The sequence below is a fragment of the Pseudomonas sp. QE6 genome (assembly GCF_041379005.1).
Classification (GTDB): Bacteria; Pseudomonadota; Gammaproteobacteria; order Pseudomonadales; family Pseudomonadaceae; genus Pseudomonas.
Genome location: NZ_CP166873.1, coordinates 2,940,930 through 2,966,346, shown reverse-complemented (window position 1 = coordinate 2,966,346; position 25,417 = coordinate 2,940,930). Strand labels below are relative to the sequence as shown.

At 66.9% G+C, this 25,417-nt stretch carries 27 protein-coding genes; 2 read left to right on the top strand and 25 right to left on the bottom strand.

All coding sequences use genetic code 11. The features are described from left to right. Nucleotides 1-2 precede the first annotated feature (2 nt). The 9 genes from ccmI to ccmA form a co-directional block, all read right to left on the bottom strand. On the bottom strand, nucleotides 3-1,214 hold the full coding sequence (gene ccmI, locus ACAW63_RS13825; RefSeq protein WP_371234368.1) for a c-type cytochrome biogenesis protein CcmI: 1,212 nt from the start codon (nucleotides 1,212-1,214) through the stop codon (nucleotides 3-5). After that, nucleotides 1,211-1,681 (bottom strand): cytochrome c-type biogenesis protein, encoded by a 471-nt coding sequence (locus ACAW63_RS13820; RefSeq protein WP_371234366.1) that lies wholly within the window; start codon nucleotides 1,679-1,681, stop codon nucleotides 1,211-1,213. The genes ccmI and ACAW63_RS13820 overlap by 4 nt, the downstream gene beginning before the upstream one ends. Then, entirely contained in the window at nucleotides 1,678-2,220 is a 543-nt protein-coding gene (dsbE, locus tag ACAW63_RS13815; RefSeq protein ID WP_207888056.1) for a thiol:disulfide interchange protein DsbE, read from the bottom strand. Before dsbE ends, ACAW63_RS13820 begins: the two co-directional genes overlap by 4 nt. A 2-nt stretch (nucleotides 2,221-2,222) precedes the next feature. Further along, a complete protein-coding gene (locus tag ACAW63_RS13810; protein ID WP_371234365.1) occupies nucleotides 2,223-4,196 on the bottom strand; it encodes a heme lyase CcmF/NrfE family subunit in 1,974 nt (657 codons plus the stop codon). A gap of 2 nt (nucleotides 4,197-4,198) precedes the next feature. After that, nucleotides 4,199-4,681, bottom strand: coding sequence for a cytochrome c maturation protein CcmE (gene ccmE, locus ACAW63_RS13805; protein WP_275607920.1), 483 nt, complete (start codon nucleotides 4,679-4,681; stop codon nucleotides 4,199-4,201). Beyond that, on the bottom strand, nucleotides 4,678-4,854 hold the full coding sequence (ccmD, locus tag ACAW63_RS13800; RefSeq protein WP_275607921.1) for a heme exporter protein CcmD: 177 nt from the start codon (nucleotides 4,852-4,854) through the stop codon (nucleotides 4,678-4,680). The genes ccmE and ccmD overlap by 4 nt, the downstream gene beginning before the upstream one ends. Then, nucleotides 4,851-5,597, bottom strand: coding sequence for a heme ABC transporter permease (locus tag ACAW63_RS13795; RefSeq protein WP_275607922.1), 747 nt, complete (start codon nucleotides 5,595-5,597; stop codon nucleotides 4,851-4,853). Before ACAW63_RS13795 ends, ccmD begins: the two co-directional genes overlap by 4 nt. Before the next feature lie 65 nt (nucleotides 5,598-5,662). Then, a complete protein-coding gene (gene ccmB / locus ACAW63_RS13790; RefSeq protein WP_207888060.1) occupies nucleotides 5,663-6,334 on the bottom strand; it encodes a heme exporter protein CcmB in 672 nt (223 codons plus the stop codon). Continuing rightward, a complete protein-coding gene (gene ccmA, locus ACAW63_RS13785) occupies nucleotides 6,331-6,987 on the bottom strand; it encodes a cytochrome c biogenesis heme-transporting ATPase CcmA (RefSeq protein WP_371234363.1) in 657 nt (218 codons plus the stop codon). The genes ccmB and ccmA overlap by 4 nt, the downstream gene beginning before the upstream one ends. A gap of 248 nt (nucleotides 6,988-7,235) precedes the next feature. Between ccmA and ACAW63_RS13780 the strand changes: the two genes are divergently transcribed. Together ACAW63_RS13780 and ACAW63_RS13775 are read left to right on the top strand one after the other, a co-directional pair. Beyond that, entirely contained in the window at nucleotides 7,236-8,825 is a 1,590-nt protein-coding gene (locus ACAW63_RS13780; RefSeq protein WP_371234362.1) for a flagellar hook-length control protein FliK, read from the top strand. Then, nucleotides 8,822-9,157: an EscU/YscU/HrcU family type III secretion system export apparatus switch protein gene (locus tag ACAW63_RS13775; protein ID WP_371234361.1), complete on the top strand. Its 336-nt coding sequence runs from the start codon at nucleotides 8,822-8,824 to the stop codon at nucleotides 9,155-9,157. Before ACAW63_RS13780 ends, ACAW63_RS13775 begins: the two co-directional genes overlap by 4 nt. 6 nt (nucleotides 9,158-9,163) lie before the next feature. On the opposite strand, the gene ACAW63_RS13770 is transcribed toward ACAW63_RS13775, so the two are convergent. The 16 genes from ACAW63_RS13770 to flhA all read right to left on the bottom strand — a co-directional run bounded on the left by ACAW63_RS13770 (nucleotide 9,164) and on the right by flhA (nucleotide 25,247). Further along, nucleotides 9,164-9,649: a hypothetical protein gene (locus tag ACAW63_RS13770; protein ID WP_371234359.1), complete on the bottom strand. Its 486-nt coding sequence runs from the start codon at nucleotides 9,647-9,649 to the stop codon at nucleotides 9,164-9,166. Nucleotides 9,650-9,768: 119 nt separating this feature from the next. Next, the gene (locus ACAW63_RS13765; RefSeq protein ID WP_371234358.1) at nucleotides 9,769-10,653 is read right to left on the bottom strand and encodes a DMT family transporter; all 885 of its coding nucleotides are present in this window, start codon (nucleotides 10,651-10,653) and stop codon (nucleotides 9,769-9,771) included. A 192-nt stretch (nucleotides 10,654-10,845) separates the two neighbouring features. Beyond that, on the bottom strand, nucleotides 10,846-11,256 hold the full coding sequence (locus tag ACAW63_RS13760) for a DUF2802 domain-containing protein (protein ID WP_371234356.1): 411 nt from the start codon (nucleotides 11,254-11,256) through the stop codon (nucleotides 10,846-10,848). 1 nt (nucleotide 11,257) lies between these two features. Further along, complete coding sequence (locus ACAW63_RS13755) at nucleotides 11,258-11,737, bottom strand: chemotaxis protein CheW (RefSeq protein WP_015476565.1); 480 nt, start codon at nucleotides 11,735-11,737, stop codon at nucleotides 11,258-11,260. A 68-nt stretch (nucleotides 11,738-11,805) separates the two neighbouring features. Further along, nucleotides 11,806-12,714, bottom strand: coding sequence for a CheW domain-containing protein (locus ACAW63_RS13750; protein ID WP_371234354.1), 909 nt, complete (start codon nucleotides 12,712-12,714; stop codon nucleotides 11,806-11,808). Between the two features lie 91 nt (nucleotides 12,715-12,805). Continuing rightward, entirely contained in the window at nucleotides 12,806-13,594 is a 789-nt protein-coding gene (locus ACAW63_RS13745; RefSeq protein ID WP_371234352.1) for a ParA family protein, read from the bottom strand. A 49-nt stretch (nucleotides 13,595-13,643) separates the two neighbouring features. Further along, nucleotides 13,644-14,528 carry a flagellar motor protein MotD gene (motD, locus tag ACAW63_RS13740; protein ID WP_371234351.1) on the bottom strand — a complete coding sequence of 295 codons (885 nt, stop codon included), beginning with the start codon at nucleotides 14,526-14,528 and terminating at the stop codon, nucleotides 13,644-13,646. A gap of 14 nt (nucleotides 14,529-14,542) precedes the next feature. Next, nucleotides 14,543-15,283 (bottom strand): flagellar motor protein, encoded by a 741-nt coding sequence (locus ACAW63_RS13735; RefSeq protein WP_371234349.1) that lies wholly within the window; start codon nucleotides 15,281-15,283, stop codon nucleotides 14,543-14,545. Continuing rightward, complete coding sequence (locus ACAW63_RS13730; protein ID WP_371234347.1) at nucleotides 15,283-16,401, bottom strand: chemotaxis response regulator protein-glutamate methylesterase; 1,119 nt, start codon at nucleotides 16,399-16,401, stop codon at nucleotides 15,283-15,285. Before ACAW63_RS13730 ends, ACAW63_RS13735 begins: the two co-directional genes overlap by 1 nt. Before the next feature lie 56 nt (nucleotides 16,402-16,457). Further along, nucleotides 16,458-18,665 carry a chemotaxis protein CheA gene (locus ACAW63_RS13725; protein WP_371234346.1) on the bottom strand — a complete coding sequence of 736 codons (2,208 nt, stop codon included), beginning with the start codon at nucleotides 18,663-18,665 and terminating at the stop codon, nucleotides 16,458-16,460. A 31-nt stretch (nucleotides 18,666-18,696) separates the two neighbouring features. After that, nucleotides 18,697-19,482 carry a protein phosphatase CheZ gene (locus tag ACAW63_RS13720; RefSeq protein ID WP_275607935.1) on the bottom strand — a complete coding sequence of 262 codons (786 nt, stop codon included), beginning with the start codon at nucleotides 19,480-19,482 and terminating at the stop codon, nucleotides 18,697-18,699. A gap of 19 nt (nucleotides 19,483-19,501) precedes the next feature. Then, on the bottom strand, nucleotides 19,502-19,876 hold the full coding sequence (locus tag ACAW63_RS13715; protein ID WP_085988857.1) for a chemotaxis response regulator CheY: 375 nt from the start codon (nucleotides 19,874-19,876) through the stop codon (nucleotides 19,502-19,504). 176 nt (nucleotides 19,877-20,052) lie between these two features. Continuing rightward, nucleotides 20,053-20,802 carry an RNA polymerase sigma factor FliA gene (gene fliA, locus ACAW63_RS13710; RefSeq protein WP_275607936.1) on the bottom strand — a complete coding sequence of 250 codons (750 nt, stop codon included), beginning with the start codon at nucleotides 20,800-20,802 and terminating at the stop codon, nucleotides 20,053-20,055. Beyond that, nucleotides 20,799-21,629, bottom strand: a complete 831-nt coding sequence (gene fleN / locus ACAW63_RS13705; RefSeq protein ID WP_015476555.1) for a flagellar synthesis regulator FleN — start codon at nucleotides 21,627-21,629, stop codon at nucleotides 20,799-20,801. The genes fliA and fleN overlap by 4 nt, the downstream gene beginning before the upstream one ends. Before the next feature lie 168 nt (nucleotides 21,630-21,797). Then, a complete protein-coding gene (gene flhF / locus ACAW63_RS13700) occupies nucleotides 21,798-23,108 on the bottom strand; it encodes a flagellar biosynthesis protein FlhF (protein WP_371234343.1) in 1,311 nt (436 codons plus the stop codon). A gap of 15 nt (nucleotides 23,109-23,123) precedes the next feature. Next, nucleotides 23,124-25,247 carry a flagellar biosynthesis protein FlhA gene (flhA, locus tag ACAW63_RS13695; RefSeq protein ID WP_371234341.1) on the bottom strand — a complete coding sequence of 708 codons (2,124 nt, stop codon included), beginning with the start codon at nucleotides 25,245-25,247 and terminating at the stop codon, nucleotides 23,124-23,126. Nucleotides 25,248-25,417 lie beyond the last annotated feature (170 nt).

Below are 25,417 nucleotides of genomic sequence, written 5' to 3'. Positions count from 1 at the left end.
TTTCAGCGCTGGTCCGGGCTGTCGATGGTCACTGCCTGCTCGCCAGCCTGGGCAGTAGACAACGCTTCAGTGCGTCCGATCCACTCCCCGGCCGTCGCATTGCCAGCACGGGAAATCCGTGCCACCAGCTGCACCTGCGGGAAGGCCGAAAGCTTGAGCTGCGGCATCATCGCATCGGCGTCGCTGAGCGCCACTTCGCTGGGCAGGTCGGAGACCTTCAGGCGCTTCACCGCCAGCGGCATCGGCGGGCCGTTTACCGCGCGGGCGAAGACGAACACGCTGTCGTCCGGCTTGACCTGGCCCTTCACGGCGGCGCTCAGGTCGACCTTCACCTTCAACGTCACGCCGGCGGTGGCCGGGGCGGCAGGTGCGGTGGGAGGCGTCTCGCCCTTCTCGACCATGCGCTGGCGGGCACGTTCGATGCCTCCGGCGATGGCTTCGCGGGACGGATCATCGGCCGGCAGTATCGCGACCAGGCGGCCCCAGTAATCGACGGCATCGGCGAACTTCTCGTCCTCGAAGGCGGCGATGCCGAGCAGGCCGAGGGTGGTGACTTCCTGCGGGTCCTTCTTCAGCGCCTCGTCGGCCAGGCCGCGTACCTCCGGGGTCAGCGCCTTGTTGCCGACGAAGTACAGCGCCTGGGCCCACTGGCCGAGCACTTCCGGCTGTCGGCCGGAAAGGCGCGCGGCCTGCTCGAAGGCCTTGGCGGCGTCGGCGGCGCGGTTCTGGGTCATGTAGGTTCGACCGAGGAAGTACCAGCCTTCGGCGGAGTCCGGCTGGGCCTGCACCGCGCGCTCCAGGCGGGCGGTCATTTCTTCCATGGAATGCGGCGCGGTGGCGAACTCGCGGGCCAGGGCCACCTTGTCGCTGGCGCCCCAGTGCAGGTACAGGCCCAGCGCGAGGAACGGCAGGACCAGCACCACCAGCAGCGGCGCGGCGCGGCCGAGACGGCTGCGGCGGTCCTCGGAGGCACCTTCGGTATCGGCCAGCAGCTCGCGGGCAGCCTCGGCGCGGCCGGCTTCGAGCTGGGCATCGTCGAGGGTGCCGGCATCACGCTGGGCGGTCAGTTCGGCCAGGCGCTCCTGGTACAGGGCGACGTTGAGGGCGGTGCGGTCTTCCTCGGCCTGGGCGCGACGGCCACGCAGCAGAGGGATCAGCAGGAATGCCAGGGCCACCAGCAACAGCAGGCCAGCGGCGAGCCAGAAGTCGATCATTTGTCTTGGTTATCCAGCAATTGGTCGAGACGCGCCTGCTCCTCGGCGGACAGCGTGGTGGAGGTGGCGGCGGCCGGGCGGCGGCGACGGGCGACGATGACACCGATCACCCCCACGCCCAGCAGCAGGAACGCCGCCGGGCCGAACCAGAGCAGCCAGGTGCGCTCGCTGACTTCGGGCTTGTAGCGCACGAACTCGCCGTAGCGGTCGACCATGTACTCGACGATCTGCTGGTTGCTCTTGCCCTGCTGCAGCTGGGCGTAGATCTGCTTGCGCAGGTCGGCGGCGATCGGCGCGTTGGAGTCGGCGATGTCCTGGTTCTGGCACTTGGGGCAACGCAGTTCGGTGGTCAGGTCGCGGAAGCGCTGGCGCTCGGCGTCATTGGCGAACTCGTAGGTGTCGATGGCCGCCTGGGCGATGCCGGTGAGGGCCAGGCCCAGCGCAGCGGCGGCGAGAAGTCGCTTCATTTGCCCTGCGCCTCGTCCACCAGCCCCTGGTAGATCGGCGCCAGCTGTTCGCGCCAGACCTTCTCGTCGACGGCGCCGACCAGCTTGTGCCGGATGATGCCGTCCTTGTCGATGATGTAGGTTTCCGGCGCGCCGTACACGCCCAGGTCGACGCCCAGGGTGCCGGTGGCATCGGCGATGTTCAGCAGGTAGGGATTGTGCAGCTCCTTCAGCCACTTCTGCGCGGCGACGGCATCGTCCTTGTAGTTGATGCCGTAGATCACCACGCCCTTGGCGGCCAGGTCGGTCAGCACCGGATGCTCGAAGCGGCAGGTCGGGCACCAGGTGCCCCAGACGTTGACCAGCGCCGGCTTACCCTTGAGGTCGGCCTCGGTGTAGGTCTTGCCCGGCTCGGTGACGCTGGGCAGGGAGAATGCCGGGAACGGCTTGCCGATCAGCGCCGAGGGCAACTCGCTGGGGTCCAGCCAGAGACCACGGAAGAGGAATACCGCGACGACCAGGAAGATCGCCAGGGGTAACAGCAGGATCGCACGCTTCACACTCAGGCTCCCTGTCCGGCGAGGCCCAGGGCCTCGCGTACACGCGTTTTCACTTTCAGGCGATAGCGACGGTCCAGCGCCGCCAGCACACCGCCCAGGGCCATCAGCAGGCCACCCAGCCAGATGAAGCGCACGAACGGCTTGATGTGCACCCGCACCGCCCAGGCACCGTTGTCCAGCGGCTCACCCAGGGCGACGTAGAGGTCGCGGGTCAGGCTGCCGTGGATGCCGGCCTCGGTCATCATCGAGTTCTGCACGCTGTACAGACGCTTTTCCGGGTGCAGCGTGGCGACTTCCGAGCCGTTGCGGGTCACGACGATGGTGCCCTTGTCGGAAGTGAAGTTCGGACCTTCGAAGTGGTGAGTGCCCTCGAAACGGAACTGGTAGCCGGCCAGCTCCACCGACTCGCCCGGCGCCATGCGCAGGTCGCGCTGGGCGCTGAACTGGCTGGTGAGCACCACGCCGATGGCGCAGACGGCGATGCCCAGGTGCGCCAGCTGCATGCCCCAGTAGCTGCGGTTGAGGCCCGCGGCACCGGCGATCACGCCCTTGTGGCGGACCTTGTCGAAGAAGTCGCGCACGCCGGCCAGCACCACCCAGGCGGCCAGCATGAACACGGTCAGCACTTCCCAGTGCAGCTCGCCGTACAGGAAGCTGCCGGCCGCGCCGAGCACCACGGTACCGATCAGAACGGGAGTGAGCATGCCGCGCAGCCAGCGGGTCGGGGTGTCCTTCCAGCGCACCAGCACACCGACCGCCAGGGCCAGCATGAGGATGGCGATCAGCGGCACGAACAGCGCGTTGAAGTACGGCGGGCCGACCGACAGCTTGGCACCGCTGATGGCATCGAGCACCAGCGGATAGAGGGTGCCCAGCAGGATCATCGAGGCGGTCACCACCAGCACCAGGTTGTTCAGCAGCAGCAGGGTCTCGCGGGACCACAGGGCGAAGCCGACCTGGCTCTTGACCACCGGCGCGCGCAGGGCGAACAGGGTCAGCGAGCCGCCGACCACCACCAGCAGGAAGGCCAGGATGAACACGCCGCGCTCGGGGTCGGAAGCGAAGGCATGCACCGAGGTCAGCACGCCCGAGCGGACCAGGAAGGTGCCCAGCAGGCTAAGCGAGAAGGCCGCGATGGCCAGCAGCACCGTCCAGCTCTTGAACACGCCGCGCTTCTCGGTCACCGCCAGCGAGTGGATCAGCGCGGTGCCCACCAGCCAGGGCATGAAGGAGGCGTTTTCCACCGGGTCCCAGAACCACCAGCCGCCCCAGCCCAGTTCGTAATAGGCCCACCAGGAGCCGAGCACGATGCCGATGCCGAGGAAGGTCCAGGCCACCAGGGTCCAGGGCCGCGACCAGCGCGCCCAGGCCGCGTCGAGGCGGCCGCCAAGCAGCGCGGCGATGGCGAAAGCGAAGGCCACCGAGAAGCCCACGTAGCCCATGTAGAGCATCGGCGGGTGAATGATCAGGCCGGGGTCCTGCAGCAACGGGTTGAGGTCGTTGCCGTCTGCCGGCATCTGCGGCAGCAGGCGGCTGAAGGGGTTGGAGGTGATGATCAGGAACAGCAGGAAGCCGGTGCTGATCATCCCCATCACCGCCAGCACGCGGGCCAGCATCACTTCCGGCAGCTGGCGGGAGAAGATCGACACGGCGAAGGTCCAGCCGCCGAGGATCAGTGCCCAGAGCAGCAGCGAGCCTTCGTGGGCGCCCCACACGGCGCTGAACTTGTAGAACCAGGGCAGCGCGCTGTTGGAGTTGCTGGCGACGTAGGCCACCGAAAAGTCATCGTGGAGGAACGCCCAGGCCAGGCAGCCGAAGGAGAACGCCAGGAAGGCGAACTGCCCCCAGGCGGCCGGGCGCGCCAGGCTCATCCACTGGCGGTCGCCGCGCCAGGCGCCGATCAGGGGGAAGAAGGACATCACCAGCGCCATGCACAGCGCCAGGATCAGCGAGAGGTGGCCGAGTTCGGGAACCATGATCAGTTGCTCCCCTGCGCGGCGCCGCTACCGGCCTGGCTGGCCTCGTAGTGCTCCAGCTTGCCGCTGTCCTTGAGCGCCTTGGTGACTTCCGGCGGCATGTATTTCTCGTCGTGCTTGGCCAGCACTTCGTCGGCGGTCAGCACGCCATTGGCGTCGATCTTGCCCAGGGCGACGATGCCCTGCCCTTCACGGAACAGGTCCGGAAGGATGCCGCGGTACTTCACCGTGACTTCCTTGGCGAAGTCGGTGACCACGAATTCCACGTCCAGCGAGTCCGCCGAGCGCTTGAGCGAGCCCTTCTCCACCATGCCGCCGGCGCGGATGCGCGTGTCGTGCGGCGCCTCGCCGTTGGCGATCTGGGTCGGGGTGTAGAACAGGTTGATGTTCTGCTGCAGGGCCGACAGCGCCAGGCTGACGGCCACGCCCACGCCGGCGACGATGGCGAGGACGATGTACAGGCGCTTCTTGCGAACCGGATTCACTTGTTGGCCTCCCGGCGCAGACGACGCGCCTCTTCTTGCAGGTAACGACGGCGCGCCAGCATGGGCGAGGCGACATTGATCGCCAGCACCGCCAGGCTGATGGCGTATGCCGACCACACATAGGGGCCATGGTGGCCCATGGCGAGGAAATCGCCGAAGGACTGGAAACTCATAGCGCGCGCTCCACCTCAGCCTTGACCCAGCTCGCGCGGGCTTCGCGCTTGAGCACTTCCAGGCGCATGCGCATCAGCAGCACCACGGCGAAGAAGCAGTAGAACCCGGCGACCATCAGCAGCAGCGGAATCCACATCTCCGGCGGCATCGGCGGCTTCTCGGTAAGGGTGAAGGTGGCCGGCTGGTGCAGGGTGTTCCACCAGTCCACCGAGTACTTGATGATCGGGATGTTCACCACACCGACGATGGCCAGCACCGCGCAGGCCTTGGCCGCGCTGTCGCGGTTGGTGATCGCCTGGCCGAGGGCGATGACGCCGAAATAGAGGAACAGCAGGATCAGCATCGAGGTCAGGCGCGCGTCCCACACCCACCAGGCGCCCCAGGTCGGCTTGCCCCAGATGGCGCCGGTGACCAGCGCGACGAAGGTCATCCAGGCGCCGATGGGCGCCGCGCACTGCACGGCAACATCGGCGATCTTCATTTTCCAGATCAGGCCGATGGCGCCGGCCACCGCCAGCATCACATAGCAGGACTGGGCGAGGAACGCCGCCGGCACGTGGATATAGATGATGCGGAAGCTGTTGCCCTGCTGGTAGTCCGGCGGCGCGAAGGCCAGGCCCCAGACGATGCCGACGCTCATCAACAGGATCGCGGCGACGGCGAACCAGGGCATCCAGCGTCCGCTGATCTCGTAGAACCACTTGGGCGACCCAAGCTTGTGAAACCAAGTCCAGTTCATCATCAGGCTCTGTAATTCAAAGCTCTCGTCTGCCGCCGGTCCTGCTTCCCAGGCCGGCGATCGTTCATTCACTCGCCGACGCTGATCTTCAGCCCGGCGGCGATGGCAAAGGGCGTCAGCGTCAATGCTAACGCCGTCAGGCTGGCCAGCCACAACAGGTGCCCGGCGGTTGGCAGGCCTTGCAGGGAGGCCTGCAGCGCGCCGCTACCGAGGATCAACACCGGTATGTACAGCGGCAGGATCAGCAGCGCCAGCAGCAGGCCGCCACGCTTGAGTCCCACCGTCAGCGCCGCGCCCACCGCACCCAGCAGGCTCAGGACCGGGGTGCCCAGCAACAGCGACAACAGCAGGTCGGGCAGGCAGCGCGCCGGCAGCCCCAGCATGAGGGCGAACAGCGGCGACAGCAGCACCAGCGCCAGCCCGGAAATCAGCCAGTGTGCCAGCACCTTGGCCAGTACCAGAAGTGGCAGGGGGTGCGGCGAAAGGACCCACTGCTCCAGCGAACCATCCTCAAAGTCACTGCGGAACAGGCCGTCCAGCGACAGCAGTACCGCCAGCAGCGCCGCGACCCAGACCAGGCCCGGCGAGAGATTCTTGAGCATCTCCGATTCGGGGCCGACCGCCAATGGGAACAGCGCGATGACGATGGCAAAGAAGACCAAAGGATTAGCCAACTCCGCCGGACGGCGGAACAGCAGGCGGGTCTCGCGGGCCAGCAGCAGGGTGAAGACGTTGCTCATCGCGCCGCGACCTCCCGTGCGTGCTGGCCGAGATCGAGCGCCCGGTAGCCGGCGGGCATGCGTTCCAGGGTGTGGTGGGTGGTCAGCACCACCAGGCCGCCACGTTCGCAATGGCCAGCCAGGTGTTCTTCCAGCTGCGCCACGCCCTGCTTGTCGAGGGCGGTGAAGGGTTCGTCGAGAATCCACAGCGGCGGCGCGTCCAGGTACAGGCGCGCCAGGGCCACGCGGCGCTGCTGGCCGGCGGACAGGGTGTGGCAGGGAACGTCCTCGAAGCCCCGCAGGCCGACGGCGGCCAGGGCCTGCCAGATGGCATCGTGGCTGGCCGGCTGGTGCAGGGCGCAGAGCCAGGCGAGGTTCTCTTCGGCGGTCAGCAGGCCCTTGATGCCGGCGGCGTGGCCGATCCACAGCAGCAGGCGGGCCAGTTCGCCGCGTTGTTCGCCCAGCGGCCTGCCGTTGAGCAGCACCTCGCCCGCAGTGGGCTGCATCAGCCCGCTGAGCAGGCGCAGCAGGCTGGTCTTGCCGCTGCCGTTGGGGCCGACGATCTGTAGCATCTCGCCGGCGCCCAGTCGCAAATCGAGACGCTCGAACAGCATGCGCCAGTCCCGCTCGCAGGCGAGCGCCACGGTTTCGAGAAGTGGATGGGTCAAGGGCATCGGCAACCGTCGGGCAGAAAACAGTCAGTAGTGCAAAAAAGCGGCCATACCGCTCCGGGCCGCCAAGCGCGCCACGGGCGGCGCATTATACACAGGCGTTCCTACGCCCGACGTCAGGTTTTTCGACAGGGTGTAACGTCAAAACAGCGCACCCGGTGTCCGCCTGGCCGCCGGACGGTCTAAAGTGCCCGCAGCCCGCGCCGATACACTGGGCGTCAACCCGTCCCGCATGCCCAGCCAGGTCTCCGATGCCGAGCGAAATTGGCGCCTCCCGCCCGCTCCCGCCCACGCCCCCCTCACGCAGCGCCCCGAGCTCTGCGGAGCTGACCCTCAAGCTCGCCCAGAGCCTGGGCGACCTGTTGCCGCCGGGCGAAAAGGCCCAGGCCGAGGTGGTCGCGGTGCGCGACACCCAGGTCAGCTTCCAGCTCCTGCTGCGCCTGACGCTGGCCAGCGGGCAGCAGACCCTGGTCAGTGCGGAAAGCCCGCAGGCCCTGCCCCAGGGCAGCACGCTGCAATTGTCGGCGCTGTCCCAGACCAACCTCGCCGCCACCTTGCTGACCCAGGCCACGGCGAACCAGGCCATGAGCGGCCAGGCACCGCTGGAAAGCCTGGACCTCGACCTGCTGCCGGTGGGCACGCTGCTGCAAGGCAAGGTCGAAGCCAGCCAGCTGATCGCCCAGGGCAAGGCGGACCAGGTCATCTACAAGGTGCTGGTCAGCCTGTTGAACACGCCGCTGGCGGGACGCCAGCTCAGCCTCGAATCCCCGCATCCGCTGCCGTTGGGCAGCCTGCTCAGCGCGCGGGTACAGGACCAGCAGGCCCTGCAGTTCCTGCCGCTGACCAGCCGCCTGGACCAGCTCGACCTCAGCCGACAACTGGCCAGCCAGCAGACCCGGCAAGGCTCGCTGGAAGGCTTGTTCCATGCTCTCCAGGGCGCCGGACGCGGCCAGTCGCTCAGCCCCGAGCTGCGCCAGGCGGTGGACACGTTGCTCAGCGCCCTCCCTGATGCCCGCCAGCTCGGCAGCGCCAAGGGCGTGGCCCAGGCCGTCCAGCAGAGCGGCGTCTTCCTCGAAGCCCAGTTACTGCGCGGCGCCGAGAGCCTGCCGCAGGACCTCAAGGCCAACCTGCTGCGCCTGATTGCCCAATTGCTGCCGGCGCAGAACGGCACCGCCGCCTCGGTGCTGGGCAACCTTTCGGGCAACGCCCTGGCCGGTGCCAGCAATCTGGCGCAATCGCTGCCGGCCTTCGTACGCAACGCCCTCGGCGTGCTCGGCCAGACTGGCGGACGCACGCCGCCCGCCGTCAGCTTCCCGCTGCCCAGCCGCCTGGCGCACCAGCTGGAAGAGGACGGCGACCTGGAATCCCTGCTCAAGCTGGCCGCCGCCGCCGTGGCGCGCCTGCAGACCCATCAGCTGTCCAGCCTGTCGCAGAACGAAGTGCTGCCCGACGGCACCCTGCTCAATACCTGGCAGATGGAAATCCCCCTGCGCCAGCAACAGCAACTGGTGCCGCTGCAGGTACGCATCCAGCAGGAGGAGCGGCAGGCCAGCGAGCGCGAGCAGCAGCGCGACACGCTCTGGCGCGTGGAACTGGCCTTCGACCTCGATCCGCTGGGGCCGCTGCAGGTCCAGGCCACCCTCGCCCATGGCAGTATCGGCAGCCAGCTGTGGGCGGAACGCGCCAGCACCGCCAGCCTGATCGACCGCGAACTGGGCACTCTGCGCCAGCGCCTGAACGACGCCGGCCTCACCGTTGGCGAGCTGTCCTGCAGCCAGGGCAAGCCGCCCCAGGGCAGGCGCACCGCCGTGGAACAACGCTGGGTGGATGAAACCGCATGAGCAAACCGAAGAAGGCCGCGCGCCAGGTCATCGCCCTCAACTACGACGGGCAGACCGCCCCGACCCTCACCGCCAAGGGAGATGACGAGCTGGCCGAAACCATACTCGCCATCGCCCGTCACCATGAAGTGCCGATCTACGAGAACGCCGACCTGGTGCGCCTGCTGGCGCGGCTGGAGCTGGGCGAAGCAATTCCCGAGGCGCTCTATCGCACCATCGCCGAGATCATCGCCTTTGCCTGGTATCTCAAGGGCAAGAGCCCGCTCAATGGGGCAGCGCCGGCGGGCGATGCGCCCCCGCTGCTGGAAGGGCCCGACAGCCGGGCCGATTGATTCCGCTCAGCGACGGCCGGCGCCGCAACGCGCCTCGGTCGGTGCCTGGTAATCACAGATTTCACTCACGGACGAGTGAATCGGCTGCTCGTCCTCACTGTGGTAGAGCACCACGCTGCTGGTGACTTCACGCAGTTGCGCCAGCGACAGCGGCTTGTCCAAGACCTGCAGCAACGGCACGCGGTTGCGCCATGCCCACTGGTACAGCCCACTCTTCTGCTCAGGGCTGTAGCTCCCGACCAGGACGAAATGGTGGAAGGCGTTGCCCTGGCTGAGCGTCTTCAGGTTCATCAGCTCGCTGGGGCCGGGTACGAAGTCGTCGTGGATGAACAGGCCGTAGCGTTGCTGGCTGGACAGTGCCTTGCGCACCTCATCCAGGTCCTGGCACAGGCTCAGGTGATAGAACTCCAGGCGATTGAGCTGCACGCTGTAGTCCAGCAGGCGGCCCGGGTGCGAACACAGCACCATGGCCCGTCGCGAAATGGCGGCCATATCGGTGGCCCTCTCGAGAATTTCGACGGGACCAATCTAACGGCGTTCTGAAGGCATTCTTATCAGACAAGTCCGAAAGGCGCGTAGTAAATGAACTACAACGAGCGGACCATCGATCCTCAGCGTCGCTTCAATACCAGGGCCACGCCGCTCAGTGTCAGGGTCATGGCCAGGACTTCCCGTGTGCCAATGGCATCGCCCAGCATGACGGCAGCGGACAGCACGCCCAGCAGGGGTACCAGCAGCATGCCGGTTGCCGCGACGGAAGCCGGAAGGCGCTGCAACGCCCCGAACCAGGTCAGGTAGCAGACGCCCATGGGGACGAACGTCATGTAGGCCATGCAGGCAAGCGGGCCGGGCCCCAGGGCGTCCAGGCGCGGATGCTCGAAGACGATGCCGAACAGCAGCATCGGCAGGCACCCCAGCCCGACCTGCCACGCCGTCGAGACGATCGGCGCCAGCGGGAAGGGTCCGTCGTTGAGCACCGTCCCCAGCGCGAACAGCACGGCGGCGGCCAGCGCAAAGCCGACACCGAGCGCTTGCCCCGGGGCGATGGAGAGACCATGGGCGCTCAGCAGCACCGTGACGCCGGCCAACCCCAGCAGCAGCGCGGCAAAGCCGCTCGCCGTGGGGCGCATGCCGCGCAGCGGCCAGGCCAGCAGAGTGACCCAGATCGGCATCGTGTACACCAGCAGCACGCCTTCGCTGACGTTGATCCACTTCATGGCCAGCGTGGAAAAGCCCATCCAGGCGAAGACGTTGGTGAAGGCGGCGGCCGTGAGCCGGGGCAACGCCTGGCGCTGCGGGATCAGCCGCTGCCCCTGCAGCGCGGCGATGGCGATCAGTACGACGGCGGCGATCACCCCCGCCAGGCCGCGGGAGAACAGCGGCGGCCAGACTTGCAGGAGCAGTTTCATGGCGGGCCAGTTGATGGCCCAGCCACTGGCGGTGACCAGCAGGCAGAGGATACCGGGCAGGCGCGAATCAAGGTGCGGGCGGTGCATGCGGGTCAGTGCCTTCCCCTGAGCGGATCAACGACAGGCGCGCACCACACGGGCCCAGCCGCCAGGGGCATGGCGGCACGCAGGATTCATCGGTATTGGTGCGGACAAAGGGGGCTCACGTTGCACCGACCCGGGGCCTTTGTCGAGCGGCGCGTCCGGGCGAGTCGCAGGCGCGCTCGCCAAGGTCGCCCCCTACTCGCGCTCCTTGCCCTGGTGCAGGCGCGCGACCAGCTCGGCCTCGGCCTGGGACAGGCCGCAGCTCTGGGTCAGGTCGGAGGCCGAGGCGCCCATGCCGACCAGGCGGGCGGCCTGGCTGAAGGACAGGCTGGCGGGATCGCGCTGCTCCATGCGCGTCACGCGCTCGGGCAGCGGCGCGAGCTGTTTGCCCAGGTCGCGCAGTTCCTCGCCCATGCGGACGTTGACCTGCTGGTAGGATTCGATGCGCTTGCCCAGCTCCTTCAGGCGTTGTTCGAGCGCATCGATCTGCTGGGCCTGCGCCGCCGTCTGCGCCTGCTGGACGCGCTGACGTCCGGCCAGCCAGACGCAGGTCCCGGCAAGGCCCGCACAGGCCAAGCCGAGGATCGCCAGTGCAATCGACAGCACCTCAGATGCTCTCCAGCTCCGACCACTCTTCCTCGGTCATCATCTTGTCCAGCTCGACCAGGATCAGCAGTTCGCCGTTCTTGTTGCACACGCCCTGGATGAACTTGGCCGATTCCTCGTTGCCGACGTTCGGCGCGGTCTCGATCTCGGACTGGCGCAGGTAAACCACCTCGGCGACGCTGTCGACCAGGATGCCCACCACCTGCTTGTCAGCCTCGATGATGACGATGCGGGTGTTGTCGGAGACCGGCGCCGGGTCCAGGCCGAAGCGCTGGCGGGTGTCGATCACGGTCACCACGTTGCCGCGCAGGTTGATGATGCCCAGCACGTAGCTCGGGGCACCGGGCACCGGCGCGATCTCGGTGTAGCGCAGCACTTCCTGGACCTGCATCACGTTGATGCCGTAGGTCTCGTTGTCCAGGCGGAAGGTGACCCACTGCAGAATCGGATCTTCGGCACCTTGCGCAGACGTTTTCTTCATATCCCCTCGCCTCTTCTGGCACCACGCCGGCGGCGACGTGGTGGCTTTCGTTTAATGGATCGACGCGCTCAGTGCTGAGGGCGCCGCGTTGCGCCGCTGGCGATCAGCTCGGCCAGTGCCGAGACATCCAGCAGCGCGCACATCTGTTCGATCACCGTGCCGGCCAGCCACGGGCGCTGCTGGCGCTGGGTGCGCCACTTCACCTCGGACGGGTCCAGGCGGATCGAGCGGCTGACCTGGTGCACCGCCAGCCCCCACTCGTAGCCCTGCACGGAGATCACATACTGCAGGCCTTCGCGATAGTCGTCACGGTAGCGCTCGGGCATCACCCAGCGCGCGGTGTCCAGCACCTTCAGATTGCCCCCCTGGTTGCCCGGCAGGATACCGAGGAACCAGTCCGGCTGGCCGAACAGCGGGGTCAGCTCGTGGCCCGCCAGCGGGTAGATCGAGCCCAGGCAGACCAGCGGCACCGCCAGGGTCAGCCCGGCGACGTCGAACAGCAGGCATTCGAAGGGTTCGGCGGCCCACACCGGGCGCCCGTTGTCCAGCAGCGCCAGCGGCGCGGCCGGCAGCTCGGCGCTGCCCGGCTGGCGCAGCTCGATGACCTGCGCGCCGTGCGTCGGCGGCACAGCCTCGCTGGGCGGCGCCAGCATCGGTTCGGGCTCGACCGTCCGCGCAACGGGCTCGCGGACGAAGCTCAGGCGGGCATCGCGCACCTGCTCCTCGAACACCGCGGCTTCGAATTCATCCAGGCTGACGCTGTCGCGTTGCGGCTCCACCAGGGACGGCTGGGCCTCGACGACCACCGGCGCGACGGGGTCGACAGCGGCCAGGACGACCGGCGCCGGCGCTTCGGGCGCGGCAGCGGGAGCCGGGGCGGGGTCGCCTGCGAACTCCTCGAAAGCATCCTGCAACAGCGCGTCCAGGTAGGACTGCAGCGCGAGCTGGGGACGCGTGGCGGTAGCGGAACGACTCATGATTGATGACCGCGCAAAGGGACTTTCCAGCCTATCGGCCGCCGAATGACGAGACTTGAGCCATCCCGTCGGAAATTCATGCTCGCCATGCTCAGGCCACCTGCGCCGCCGGTACCTGCGCCAGCAGATGCTTGAGCAGCGCGCGATAAGCGATCACGCCCCGGCTGTTGGCATCGTTGCGCGACGGTACCAGGCCGTGGCGGCTGGCGTCGCGCAGCTTGGTGTCCACCGGGACGAAGGCCTGCCAGAGCGTGTCGGGATAGGTGTCGCGCAATACCCGCAGCGCGCCCAGCGAAGCCTGGGTGCGGCGGTCGAACAGGGTCGGCACGATGGTGAATGGCAGCGCCTGCTTGCGCGAACGGTTGACCATCTTCAGGGTGTTGACCATGCGCTCCAGGCCCTTCAAGGCGAGGAACTCGGTCTGTACCGGGATCACCAGGTGCTGGCTGGCCGCCATCGCGTTGACCATCAGCACGCCGAGCAGCGGCGGGCTGTCGATGATCGCGTGGTCGAACTGGTTCCACAGCTGCGCCAGGCTCTTGGCGATCACCAGGCCCAGGCCGTTCTGCCCCGGCGACTGGCGCTCCAGGGTGGCCAGCGCGGTACTCGACGGCAGCAGGCGCACGTTCTCGTGACTGGTGGGCAGCAGCAGCGACTCCGGCAGCCCCTCGGGGACGTTGCCCTGGTGCAGGAACAGGTCGAATACGCTGTGCTCCAGGGTATCCGGATCGTGGCCGAAGTAACTGGTCATCGAACCGTGCGGGTCGAGGTCGACGATCAGCACGCGCTTGCCGGCGTCGGCCAACAGGCCCGCCAGGGCGATGGAGGATGTGGTCTTGCCGACGCCACCTTTCTGGTTGGCTACCGCCCAGACTTTCATAGTGCTGGCTCCCCGCTGGCACAGGATCGGTTCAGGGGTGTCATGGTGCTCACTCCCCTGCCGCCGATGACGAAGATTTGACGGCGCCACTGCCGGGCGCCTCGCTGGCAACCACTGGTGCAGGTTGCGTGCCAGCATGTCGCAACGCCGGGTCCGGCTGCGCCTTGCCGCTGCCCACGCCGCTCACCGCACGACGTACTTCGAGGTTGCGGGAGATCACCAGCACCACCCGGCGGTTGCGGGCGCGCCCTTCGGCCGTCGCATTGTCCGCTACCGGTTGGAATTCACCATAGCCCACCGCGGCCAATCGGCCGGCATCCAGCCCGTCCTGGGCGAGCATGCGCACGATGCTCGCGGCGCGGGCGGCCGACAGCTCCCAGTTGGTCGGGTACTGGCTGTTGTGGATCGGCACGTTGTCGGTGAAGCCTTCGACATGCACCGGGTTGCGGTAAGGCGCCAGAATCCTGGCGACCTTCTCGACGATGTTGAACGCGGTGTCGTTGGGAATCGCATCGCCGCTGGGGAACAGCAGGCTGGAATTGAGGGTGATCTCGATCCAGAACTCGTTGCCGCGCACGCTGACCTGGTCGCTCTTGATCAGCTCGCCGAACGCCTCGCGCATGCTGCTGGCGATCTGTTCCAGGGTATCCGGACTGCCCTGGGCCTGGCCGTCGTCCATCGGTTCGTTGAGCGACTGGTCCGGCTGCTGGGTGCGCGGCCGTTCCTCGCCGATGGGGATCGGGCGGACCGCGCGATCCGGCTGGTTGAACACGCCGGTCAGGGTTTCCGAGAGGATCTTGTACTTGCCCTGGTTGATCGAGGAGATCGAGTACATCACCACGAAGAAGGCAAACAGCAGGGTAATGAAGTCCGCGTAGGACACCAGCCAGCGTTCGTGATTCTCGTGTTCCTCGTGACGTCTGCGGCGAGGCATATACGCTCTCCCCTTCAGCCGACGAAGCCTTGCAGCTTCAGTTCGATGGAGCGCGGGTTCTCGCCTTCGGCGATGGACAGCAGGCCCTCCATCAGCATTTCGCGGTAGCAGGACTGGCGGTGCACGATGCTCTTCAGCTTGTTGCCCACCGGCAGCAGCAGCAGGTTGGCCAGGCCCACGCCATAGATGGTGGCGACGAAGGCCACGGCGATGCCGCTGCCCAACTGACTGGGGTCGGCGAGATTGCCCATCACGTGGATCAGGCCCATCACCGCGCCGATGATACCGATGGTCGGCGAGTAGCCGCCCATGGCTTCGAATACCTTGGCCGCCGCCAGGTCGCGGGTTTCCTGGTTGTACAGGTCGACTTCGAGGATGCTGCGGATGGCCTCCGGCTCGGCGCCATCCACCAGCAGTTGCAGGCCCTTGCGCGCATAAGGATCGTGTTCAGCGTCGGCGACGGTTTCCAGCCCCAGCAGGCCTTCCTTGCGCGCGGTCATGCTCCAGCCCACGACATGGTTGATGCCGCCGACCAGGTCCACCCTGGGCGGCAGGATGATCCAGCGCAGCATCTGCACCGAGCGCTTGAGCACCGCCACCGGGGTCTGCAGCAGCGCGGCGGCCAGGGTGCCGCCCATCACGATCAGCGCCGCCGGGCCGTTGGCCAGCGCGCCGACATGCCCGCCCTCGAGGAAGTTGCCACCGACGATGGCGACCAGCGCGAGGATCAGGCCGACAATGCTGAGGACATCCATCAGCCGCAGGCCTCGGTGAGATGGCGACCGATGTCGTCCAGGCTGTACACCGCATCCGCCAGGCCGGCCTTGGCGATCGCCATGGGCATGCCGTAGATCACGCAGCTGGCTTCATCCTGCGCCCACACCTGGCTGCCGCCCTGCTTGAGCATGCGCGCGCCTTCGCGGCCATCGGCGCCCATGCCGGTGAGGACCACCGCCAGCACCTTGTCGCCGTAGGCCTTGGACGCGGAACCGAAGGTCACGTCGACACAGGGCTTGTAGTTCAGGCGCTCATCGCCGGGCAGGATGCGCACGGCGCCGCGGGCGTCGACCATCATCTGCTTGCCGCCGGGGGCCAGCAGGGCCACGCCGGGGCGCAGCAGGTCGCCGTCCTCGGCTTCCTTGACGGTGATCTTGCACAGCTTGTCCAGGCGCTCGGCGAACGCCTTGGTGAAGGCCGCCGGCATGTGCTGGATCAGCACCAGCGGCGCGGGGAAGTTGGCAGGCAGCTGGGTCAGGACCCGCTGCAGCGCCACCGGCCCACCGGTGGAAGTACCGATGGCCACCAGCCGGTAGGGCTTACGCTTTGGGGCGGCGGAGGTCGCCGGGGCCGGGGCGGCCGGCGCATGGCCGCCACCCGACGAAGCGGGAGCGGTCTGGCGCAGGGCGCTGCCGGCAGGCGCCGGCGCGGCAGCCGGAGCGCTCGTGGAGTACGAGGCGTAGGCGGCGAAGCGGCGGTTGCTCTTGGCGATGGTGTGGACCTTCTCGCACAGCAACTGGCGGACCTTGTCCGGGTTGCGCGAGATGTCCTCGAAGTTCTTCGGCAGGTAGTCGACCGCGCCGGCATCCAGCGCGTCCAGGGTCACCCGCGCGCCCTCATGGGTCAGCGAGGAGAACATCAGCACGGGGGTCGGGCAACGCTGCATGATGGTTCGCACGGCGGTGATGCCGTCCATCAACGGCATCTCGTAGTCCATGGTGATCACGTCGGGCTTGAGCGCCAGCACCTGGTCGATCGCCTCGCGGCCATTGGTGGCCGTGCCGACCACCTGGATCTGCGGATCGGCGGAGAGAATCTCCGAGACACGGCGGCGGAAGAATCCCGAATCGTCCACCACCAGGACTTTGACAGCCATAGACACTCCTGAATGAAGCCTTGCCACGCGCGCGGGCGTCCCCGCGCGCGCAAGAATCAGATACGCCGCGCGTAGCGCTTGAGCATGCTCGGCACATCGAGGATCAGGGCGATGCGCCCGTCACCGGTGATGGTTGCCCCGGCCATGCCCGGCGTGCCCTGCAGCATCTTGCCCAGCGGCTTGATCACCACCTCTTCCTGGCCCACCAGCTGGTCGACCACGAAGCCGATGCGCTGGGTGCCCACGGAGAGGATCACCACATGGCCCTCGCCCGGCTCGTCATACTGCGCGCCCGGCACCAGCCAACGCTTGAGGTAGAACAACGGCAGGGCCTTGTCGCGGACGATCACCACTTCCTGGCCGTCGACCACGTTGGTGTTCGACAGATCGAGGTGGAAGATCTCGTTGACGTTCACCAGCGGGAAGGCGAAGGCCTGGTTGCCCAGCATCACCATCAGGGTCGGCATGATCGCCAGGGTCAGCGGGACCTTGATGACGATCTTCGAGCCCTGGCCCTTGGTGGAATAGATGTTGATGATTCCGTTGAGCTGGGAAATCTTGGTCTTCACCACGTCCATGCCGACACCACGGCCGGAGACGTCGGAAATCTCGGTCTTGGTCGAGAAGCCCGGGGCGAAGATCAGGTTGTAGCAGTCGGACTCGGAGAGACGGTCCGCGGCGTCCTTGTCCAGCAGGCCCTTCTCCACGGCCTTGGCGCGCAGTACGTCCGGATCCATGCCCTTGCCGTCGTCGGAGATCGACAGCAGGATGTGGTCGCCTTCCTGTTCGGCGGACAGCACCACCCGGCCGGAACGCGCCTTGCCGGCGGCTTCGCGCTCGTCCGGGCCTTCGATGCCGTGATCCACCGCGTTGCGCACCAGGTGCACCAGCGGGTCGGCCAGGGCCTCGACCAGGTTCTTGTCCAGGTCGGTCTCTTCGCCGATCAGCTCCAGGTTGATCTCTTTCTTCAGGTTGCGCGCAAGGTCGCGGACCTGGCGGGGGAAGCGTCCGAAGACCTTCTTGATCGGCTGCATGCGGGTCTTCATGACCGCCGACTGCAGGTCGGCGGTGACCACGTCGAGGTTCGACACGGCCTTGGCCATCGCCTCGTCGCCGCTGTTGGCACCCAGGCGCACCAGGCGGTTACGCACCAGCACCAGTTCGCCGACCATGTTCATGATTTCGTCGAGGCGCGCGGTGTCCACACGCACGGTGGTTTCCGCCTCGCTGGCCGGCTTCTCGGCGGCGGCGACCGGGCGCGGCGCCTCGGCGGGCTTGGCGGCCAAGGCCTTCGCCGGTGCAGCGGGCTTGGCCGGCGACGGCGCGGCGGCCGGTTTGGCAGCTGCGACCGGTTCTTCCTTCGCGCCGGTGAACTGGCCCTTGCCGTGCAGCTCGTCGAGCAGCGCTTCGAATTCGTCGTCGGTGATGTTGTCGTTGCCGCCGACAGTGGAAGCCTCGGTGGCTTGCTCTGCTTTATCCACAGGCGCAGCAACGGCCGGCTCTTCCTTCGCGCCGGTGAACTGGCCCTTGCCATGCAGCTGGTCAAGCAGCGCTTCGAACTCGTCGTCGGTGATGTCGTCACCCGAACTGGCGACCGGAGCGGCTTCGCTCGCAGCGGGCGCGGCGCTGGCGGGCGACTGGGCGCCGCCGAACTGGCCCTTGCCGTGCAACTGGTCGAGCAGCGCCTCGAATTCGTCGTCGGTGATGTCGTCGCCACCGGCACCCGCCGATGCCGCGGGGGCGTCGGCGGCGGGTTCGAGCGCATCCATCAGTTGCTCGAACTCGGCATCGGTGATGTCGCCGTAGACTGCCGGAGCCACCGGCGCTGGCTCGACTACGGGCTCGGCGGCCGCCGGAGCTTCGGCCGGCGCGGCGTTCGGATCAGCCAGGCGCGACAGGGCAGCGAGCAACTCCGGCGTAGCCGGGGTCGGCTCCTGCGCGTCACGCACCTGCTGGAACATGACGTTGACGGTATCCAGCGCCTGCAGCATCACGTCCATGAGTTCGGCATCCACGCGGCGTTCGCCCTTGCGCAGCATGTCGAAGACGTTTTCGGCGATGTGGCAGCACTCCACCAGCGCGTTCAGCTGGAGGAAGCCGGCTCCGCCCTTGACGGTATGGAACCCACGGAAAATCGCATTGAGCAGGTCCATGTCATCGGGTCGGCTTTCCAGCTCGACCAGTTGCTCGGACAGTTGCTCGAGGATCTCGCCGGCCTCCACCAGGAAGTCCTGGAGGATCTCGTCATCGGCGTCGAAGCTCATTCGGTGCTCCCTCTACAGCGTCAGGCGACGCTTAAAAACCCAGGCTGGACAACAGGTCGTCAACGTCGTCCTGACCGGATACGACGTCTTTTCTTGTATCGGCAGCGATCTGCGGACCTTCACCCTTGGACGATCTTTCTTTTTCGACGGCCTCGCTCATGCCCTGGTAGTCATGCTCGATACCGGCGTAGCGGTCCACCTGGCCGGCCATCCAGACCAGCTTGACCAGGTTCGACTCGACCTCGGTGACCAGCTTGGTGACGCGCTTGATCACCTGACCGGTGAGGTCCTGGAAGTCCTGCGCCAGGAGGATGTCGTTGAGGTGCGCGGAGAGCTTGCGGCTGTCCTGGGCGCTGATGTAGAGGAACTGCTCGACGCGCTTGGCCAGGTCACGGAAGGCCTCGGGTCCCAGTTCGCGGCGCATGAAGCGCGCCCAGTCTTCCTGCAGCTCCTTGGCCTGGGTTTCGATGTGCATCACCACCGGGGTGCACTCTTCCACCAGGTCCATGGTGCGGTTGGCCGCCTTCTCGGTCATCTTCACCACGTAGGAGAGACGATCGGTGGCGTCGGCGATCTGCGACATTTCCTCGGCGTGGCGGGAATTGGGATCGATCTGGAAGTTGACGATGGCGTTGTGCAGCTCGCGGGTGAGCTTGCCGACTTCCTGGTAGAGCCCGCGATCGCGCGCCTGGTTGAGCTCGGAAATCAGCTGCACGGCGGTCTGGACTTCACCGCGATCCAGGCAGTCGACCAATTCGCGCGCGTGTTTTTTCAGGGTCGACTCGAAGTCACCCGCGGATTCGTTGACGAGATCCATGACGCCCTCTCTGCCAGCCTTAACTGCCGACCCGCTCGAAAATCTTCTCGATCTTTTCTTTCAGCACCTGAGCGGTGAAAGGCTTGACCACATAGCCGTTGACCCCGGCCTGGGCCGCTTCGATGATCTGGTCGCGCTTGGCCTCGGCGGTGACCATCAGCACCGGCAGGTGCTTGAGGCGCTCGTCGGCGCGGACCGCGCGCAGCAGGTCGATGCCGGTCATGCCGGGCATGTTCCAGTCGGTGACGAGGAAGTCGAAGTTGCCGCTGTGCAGCATCGGCAGCGCAGTGGTGCCGTCGTCGGCTTCTGCGGTGTTGGTGAACCCCAAGTCCCGCAGGAGGTTCTTGATGATGCGCCTCATCGTGGAGAAGTCGTCCACGATGAGAATTTTCATATTCTTGTCCAAACCGACCTCCATCGATACCAGGCACGTCCTGGCGGGCGTGCCGTCAATTCATCGAGCGCCGTGCGCTCATCCCGTGTGGGCGGCGTCAAAGGGACGTCGCCCGGAAGAATTCTGAAACCTGCGTCTGACGCCTGAGAAAAATCCGACGCGAAACTACCCGAACCTCAGTGCGCGCGCCACTCCGCCAGACGCGCCCGCAGGCGCGCGGCGCATTGGCTGTGCAGCTGGCTGACCCGGGACTCGCTGACCCCCAGCACTTCGCCGATCTCCTTGAGGTTGAGTTCCTCGTCGTAGTACAGGGCCAGCACCAGCCGCTCACGCTCGGGCAGCTTGGTGATGGCGTCGGCCAGCGCCGCCTGGAAGCGTTCGTCTTCCAGGCCGTGGGAGGGCTCGTTGCCCTGGTGCGAAGCGTCTTCGGCCAGGCCGCTGCCCTGCTCGCCGTCCTGCAGCAGATCGTCGAAGCTGTACAGGCGGCTGCCCTGGGTGTCGCTGAGAATGCCGTAATACTCTTCGAGACTCATATTGAGTTCGGCAGCGACTTCCTGATCTTTAGCGTCACGACCGGTTCTGGCCTCGACGGTGCGGATCGCGTCGCTGACCATGCGGGTGTTGCGGTGCACCGAACGCGGGGCCCAATCGCCCTTGCGCACCTCGTCGAGCATGGCCCCACGGATGCGGATGCCAGCGTAGGTCTCGAAGCTCGCGCCCTTGCCGGCATCGTATTTCTTCGCCGCTTCCAGCAGGCCGATCATGCCGGCCTGCATCAAATCCTCCACCTGCACGCTGGCCGGCAGGCGGCCCAGCAGGTGGTAGGCGATGCGTTTGACCAGCGGCGCGTACCGCTGGATCAGTTGGTCCTGGGAGTTTTGCGCCTGCGCCTTGCTGTACATACGCGCTCCGGAGGCCGTCATCATACGGCCGAACCCGTGGTGGGATGCTGCACCAGGCGCTCGACGAAGAACTCCAGGTGCCCACGCGGGTTGGCCGGCAGCGGCCAGCTGTCGACTTTCTGCGCTATCGCACGGAAGGCCAGGGAAGCCTTGCTGCGCGGGAACGCCTCATACACCGAACGCTGCTTCTGCACCGCCTTGCGCACCGACTCGTCGTACGGAATGGCGCCCACGTACTGCAGCGCCACGTCGAGGAATCGGTCGGTGACCTTGGTCAGCTTGGCGAACAGGTTGCGGCCCTCCTGGGGGCTGTGGGCCATGTTCGCCAGCACGCGGAAGCGAGTCATGCCGTAGTCGCGGTTGAGCAGCTTGATCAAAGCGTAGGCGTCTGTGATCGAAGTGGGTTCATCGCAGACGACCAGCAGCACTTCCTGCGCGGCACGGACGAAGCTCACCACCGAGTCGCCGATGCCGGCGGCGGTGTCCACCACCAGCACGTCGATGTTGTCGCTGATGTCGCTGAAGGCCTGGATCAGGCCGGCGTGCTGCATGGGGGTGAGGTGCACCATGCTCTGCGTGCCGGAAGCCGCCGGGACGATGCGAACGCCACCGGGTCCCTGGAGGATCACGTCGCGCAGGTCGCACTCGCCTTCGATGACGTCGGCCAGCGTGCGCTTGGGGGTCAGGCCCAGCAGCACGTCGACATTCGCCAGGCCCAGGTCGGCGTCCAGCAGCATGACGCGGCGGCCGAGGTCGGCCAGCGCCAGCGACAGGTTCACCGACACGTTGGTCTTGCCGACACCACCCTTGCCACCGGTGACTGCGATTACCTGTACAGGATGCATGCCCATATCAATACCTTGTCTCGTCATTCAGCCACCGCGCCCCCTGGCGCTGCAGCCCTGCCGGCTGCGGTGCTCTACCGCTTCCGGCGTTCGCGGATCGTCTCCCAGAGCATCCGCCTCGCCGGGCAGCCCACCTGGCCGCCCGTCACCCCACCACGGGGCCGTTCAATTCGTTCAGCTGGCGCGACGCACCGGCTGCTGGTACAGGCCGGCGAACAGCTCGGCCATGGCGTCCTCGCTCGGTTCTTCCGGTGCCTGCAGGCTCACCGCGCGGCTGACCAGCTGGTGGCTGCGTGCAACCTGCAGATCATCCGGAATCTTCGGACCGTCCGCCAGATAGGCTACCGGGAGACGCTGGCCAATTGCCAGAGCGAGCGCCTCGCCGAGGCTGCCGGCTTCGTCCAGCTTGGTCAGGATGCATCCGGCCAATCCGCACGAACGATAGTTCTGCCAGGCGGCCTTGAGCACCTGGCTCTGGCTGGTCGCGGCCAGCACCAGGTAGTTCTTCACGTTCAGGCTCTGCGCCGCCAGGGCTTCGAGCTGCATGCGCAGCGCCGGATCGTTGGCGGGCAGGCCGGCGGTATCGATCAGCACCAGACGCTTGCGCGCCAGCGGCGCCATGGCCTGGATCAGCGACTGGCCCGGATCGACCAGGGTCACCGGCACGTTGAGGATGCGACCGAGGGTCTTGATCTGCTCCTGGGCGCCGATGCGGAAGCTGTCCATGGACACCAGGGCAATGCTCTGCGCACCGTATTTCAGTACGTAGCGCGCCGCCAGCTTGGCCAGGGTGGTGGTCTTGCCCATGCCGGCCGGGCCGACCAGCGCAACCACCCCGCCCTGCTCCAGCAGGTCGATTTCCGGAGTGTTGATGGAGCGCGCCAGGTGCGCCAGCAGCATGCGCCAGGCCTGCTTCGGATCGGCGATGGAGGCCACCTTCTCCAGCAGGCTGCGCGACAGGTCCGCCGGCAGGCCCATGCGCTGCAGGCGGCGCCACAGGTTGGCCTGTTTCGGACGCTGGTTCTGCAGCTGGTTCCAGGCGATGGAGCCCAACTGCACTTCGATCAGTTCACGCAGACCGTTGAGCTCGAAGCGCATGGCTTCCAGCGCCTGCTGGCCGACGTTGGCGGCGGCCGGCGCAACCGGGGCGGCCATGGCTTCGGCCAGGGTCTCGGCGGCACTGCGGCGCGGCGCCGGCGCGTCGTACATTTGACGGTCCTTGCTCACGGCCTCGCTCATGCGGGTCGGCTCGCTCAGCTCGGCCCTGGCCTGGGCGATGCGCGCCTGGGTCTTGCGCAGCTCGGCTTCCAGCGCCGGGTTCGGCTTGCTGGCCGCCGCCGGGGCCTGGTAGTCCAGCGCCGCGGTCAGTTCCACGCCACCGGCGACACGGCGATTGCCGATGATCGCGGCGTCCGGGCCCAGCTCGTCACGGACCAGTTTCATGGCCTGACGCATATCGGCGGCGAAGAAGCGTTTTACCTGCATGGCCTGCGACCTCAATCAGTTCTGCCCAACGGTGGCGACGATCGTCACTTGTTTGTTGTCCGGGATTTCCTGGTAAGCCAGCACGTGCATGGTGGGGACCGCCATCCGCGCGAATCGGGACATCATCGCGCGGACGGGACCGGCCACCAGCAGGATCGCCGGCTTGCCGAGCATTTCCTGGCGCTGCGCCGCCTCGACCATCGAGCGTTGCAGCTTTTCCGCCATTCCGGGCTCCAGCAACATGCCGTCTTCGGAGCCCTGTCCGGCCTTCTGCAGACTGTTCAGCAATATCTGTTCCAACCTGGGCTCCAGAGTGATCACAGGCAGCTCCGGCTCTAGTCCCACAATGGTTTGCACGATTGCGCGGGACAGCGCGACGCGAACTGCCGCCACCATGGCGGCGGGATCTTGACTCTTGGCGGCAACGTTGGCGATGGCTTCGGCGATGGTGCGGATGTCGCGCACCGGCACCTGCTCCTGCAGCAGCGCCTGCAGGACCTTGAGCAGGGTCGACAGGGAGATCATCCCCGGCACCAGTTCTTCGGCGAGCTTGGGCGAGGTCTTGGCCAGCAGTTGCATCAGTTGCTGGACTTCCTCGTGGCCAAGCAGTTCGTGGGCGTGCTTGTGCAGCACCTGGTTCAGGTGGGTAGCGACCACGGTGCTGGCGTCGACCACGGTGTAGCCCAGGGACTGCGCCTGGTCGCGCTGCGCGGCCTCGATCCACACGGCCTCCAGGCCGAAGGCAGGGTCCTTGCCGGCGATACCGTTCAAGGTACCGAACACCTGGCCGGGGTTGATCGCCAGCTCGCGGTCCGGGTAGATCTCGGCCTCCGCCACGCTGACACCCATCAGCGTCAAACGATAGGCGTTGGGCAGCAGGTCGAGGTTGTCACGGATGTGCACCGACGGCATCAGGAAGCCCAGGTCCTGGGACAGCTTCTTGCGCACACCCTTGATCCGCGCCAGCAGCTGGCCACCCTGGTTGCGATCCACCAGCGGGATCAGGCGGTAGCCGACTTCCAGGCCGACCATGTCCACCGGGGTCACGTCGTCCCAGCCCAGCTCCTTGGTTTCCTGGGCGCGCTGGGCCGGCAGCAGCTCCTGCTGGCGCTGGGTTTCCTGCTCGGCCTGCTGCGCCGCCTGGCGCTGGCGCTGCCAGATCAGGTAAGCGCCGCCAGCGGCCAGGCCGCCCAGGCCGACGAAGGAAATGTGCGGCATGCCCGGCACCAGGCCCATGGCGATCAGGATCGCGGCGGAGATGGCCAGCGCCTTGGGCGAGGCGAACATCTGCCGGTTGACCTGCTGGCCCATGTCCTCGGCGCTGGACACGCGGGTCACCATGATCGCCGCGGCGGTGGACAACAGCAGCGACGGCAGCTGCGCCACCAGACCGTCACCGATGGTCAGCAGGGCGTAGACCTTGCCGGCATCGCCGAAGCTCATCGAGTGCTGGAGCATGCCGATGGCCACGCCACCGATAAGGTTGATGAAGAGGATCAGCAGGCCGGCGACGGCGTCACCGCGAACGAACTTGCTGGCACCGTCCATGGAGCCATAGAAGTCGGCTTCCTGGGCCACTTCGGCGCGGCGCTTCTTGGCTTCCGCCTGTTCGATCAGGCCGGCGTTGAGATCGGCGTCGATGGCCATCTGCTTGCCCGGCATGGCGTCGAGGGTGAAGCGCGCGCTCACTTCGGAGATGCGCCCGGCGCCCTTGGTGACCACCACGAAGTTGATGATCATGAGGATCGCGAAGACCACGATACCGACCACGTAGTTGCCGCCGATCACCACCTCGCCGAAGGCCTGGATCACCTTGCCCGCGGCGGCGTGGCCGTCATGCCCGTGGAGCAGCACCACGCGGGTGGAGGCGACGTTCAGCGCCAGGCGCAGCAGTGTCGCGACCAGCAGGATGGTCGGGAACACGGCGAAGTCCAGCGGCCGCAGCGCGTACACGCAGACCAGCAGGACCACGATGGACAAGGCGATGTTGAAGGTGAACAGCACGTCCAGCAGGAACGGCGGGATTGGCAGGGTCATCATGCCCAGCATGGCCAGCAGCAGCAGCGGCACGCCGAGATTGCCCCGGCCCAGGCCCGCCAGATTGCTGCGAACGTTGCTGATCAGTTGCGTGCGGTCCACCCTTGACTCCCCTGCCCTGCGGCGGATCTTGCGTCCGCCGGATCAAACTTTTGACGCCCAGGAGGGCGTTTGCAGGGGATTTAGCAGGAAGCGTTCCAACTTTTTCGAAACGGCGGAAATACCCGATCCAGAGCGCCCGTAGGGCGTACAACCGTTCGCGGTTGTACGCC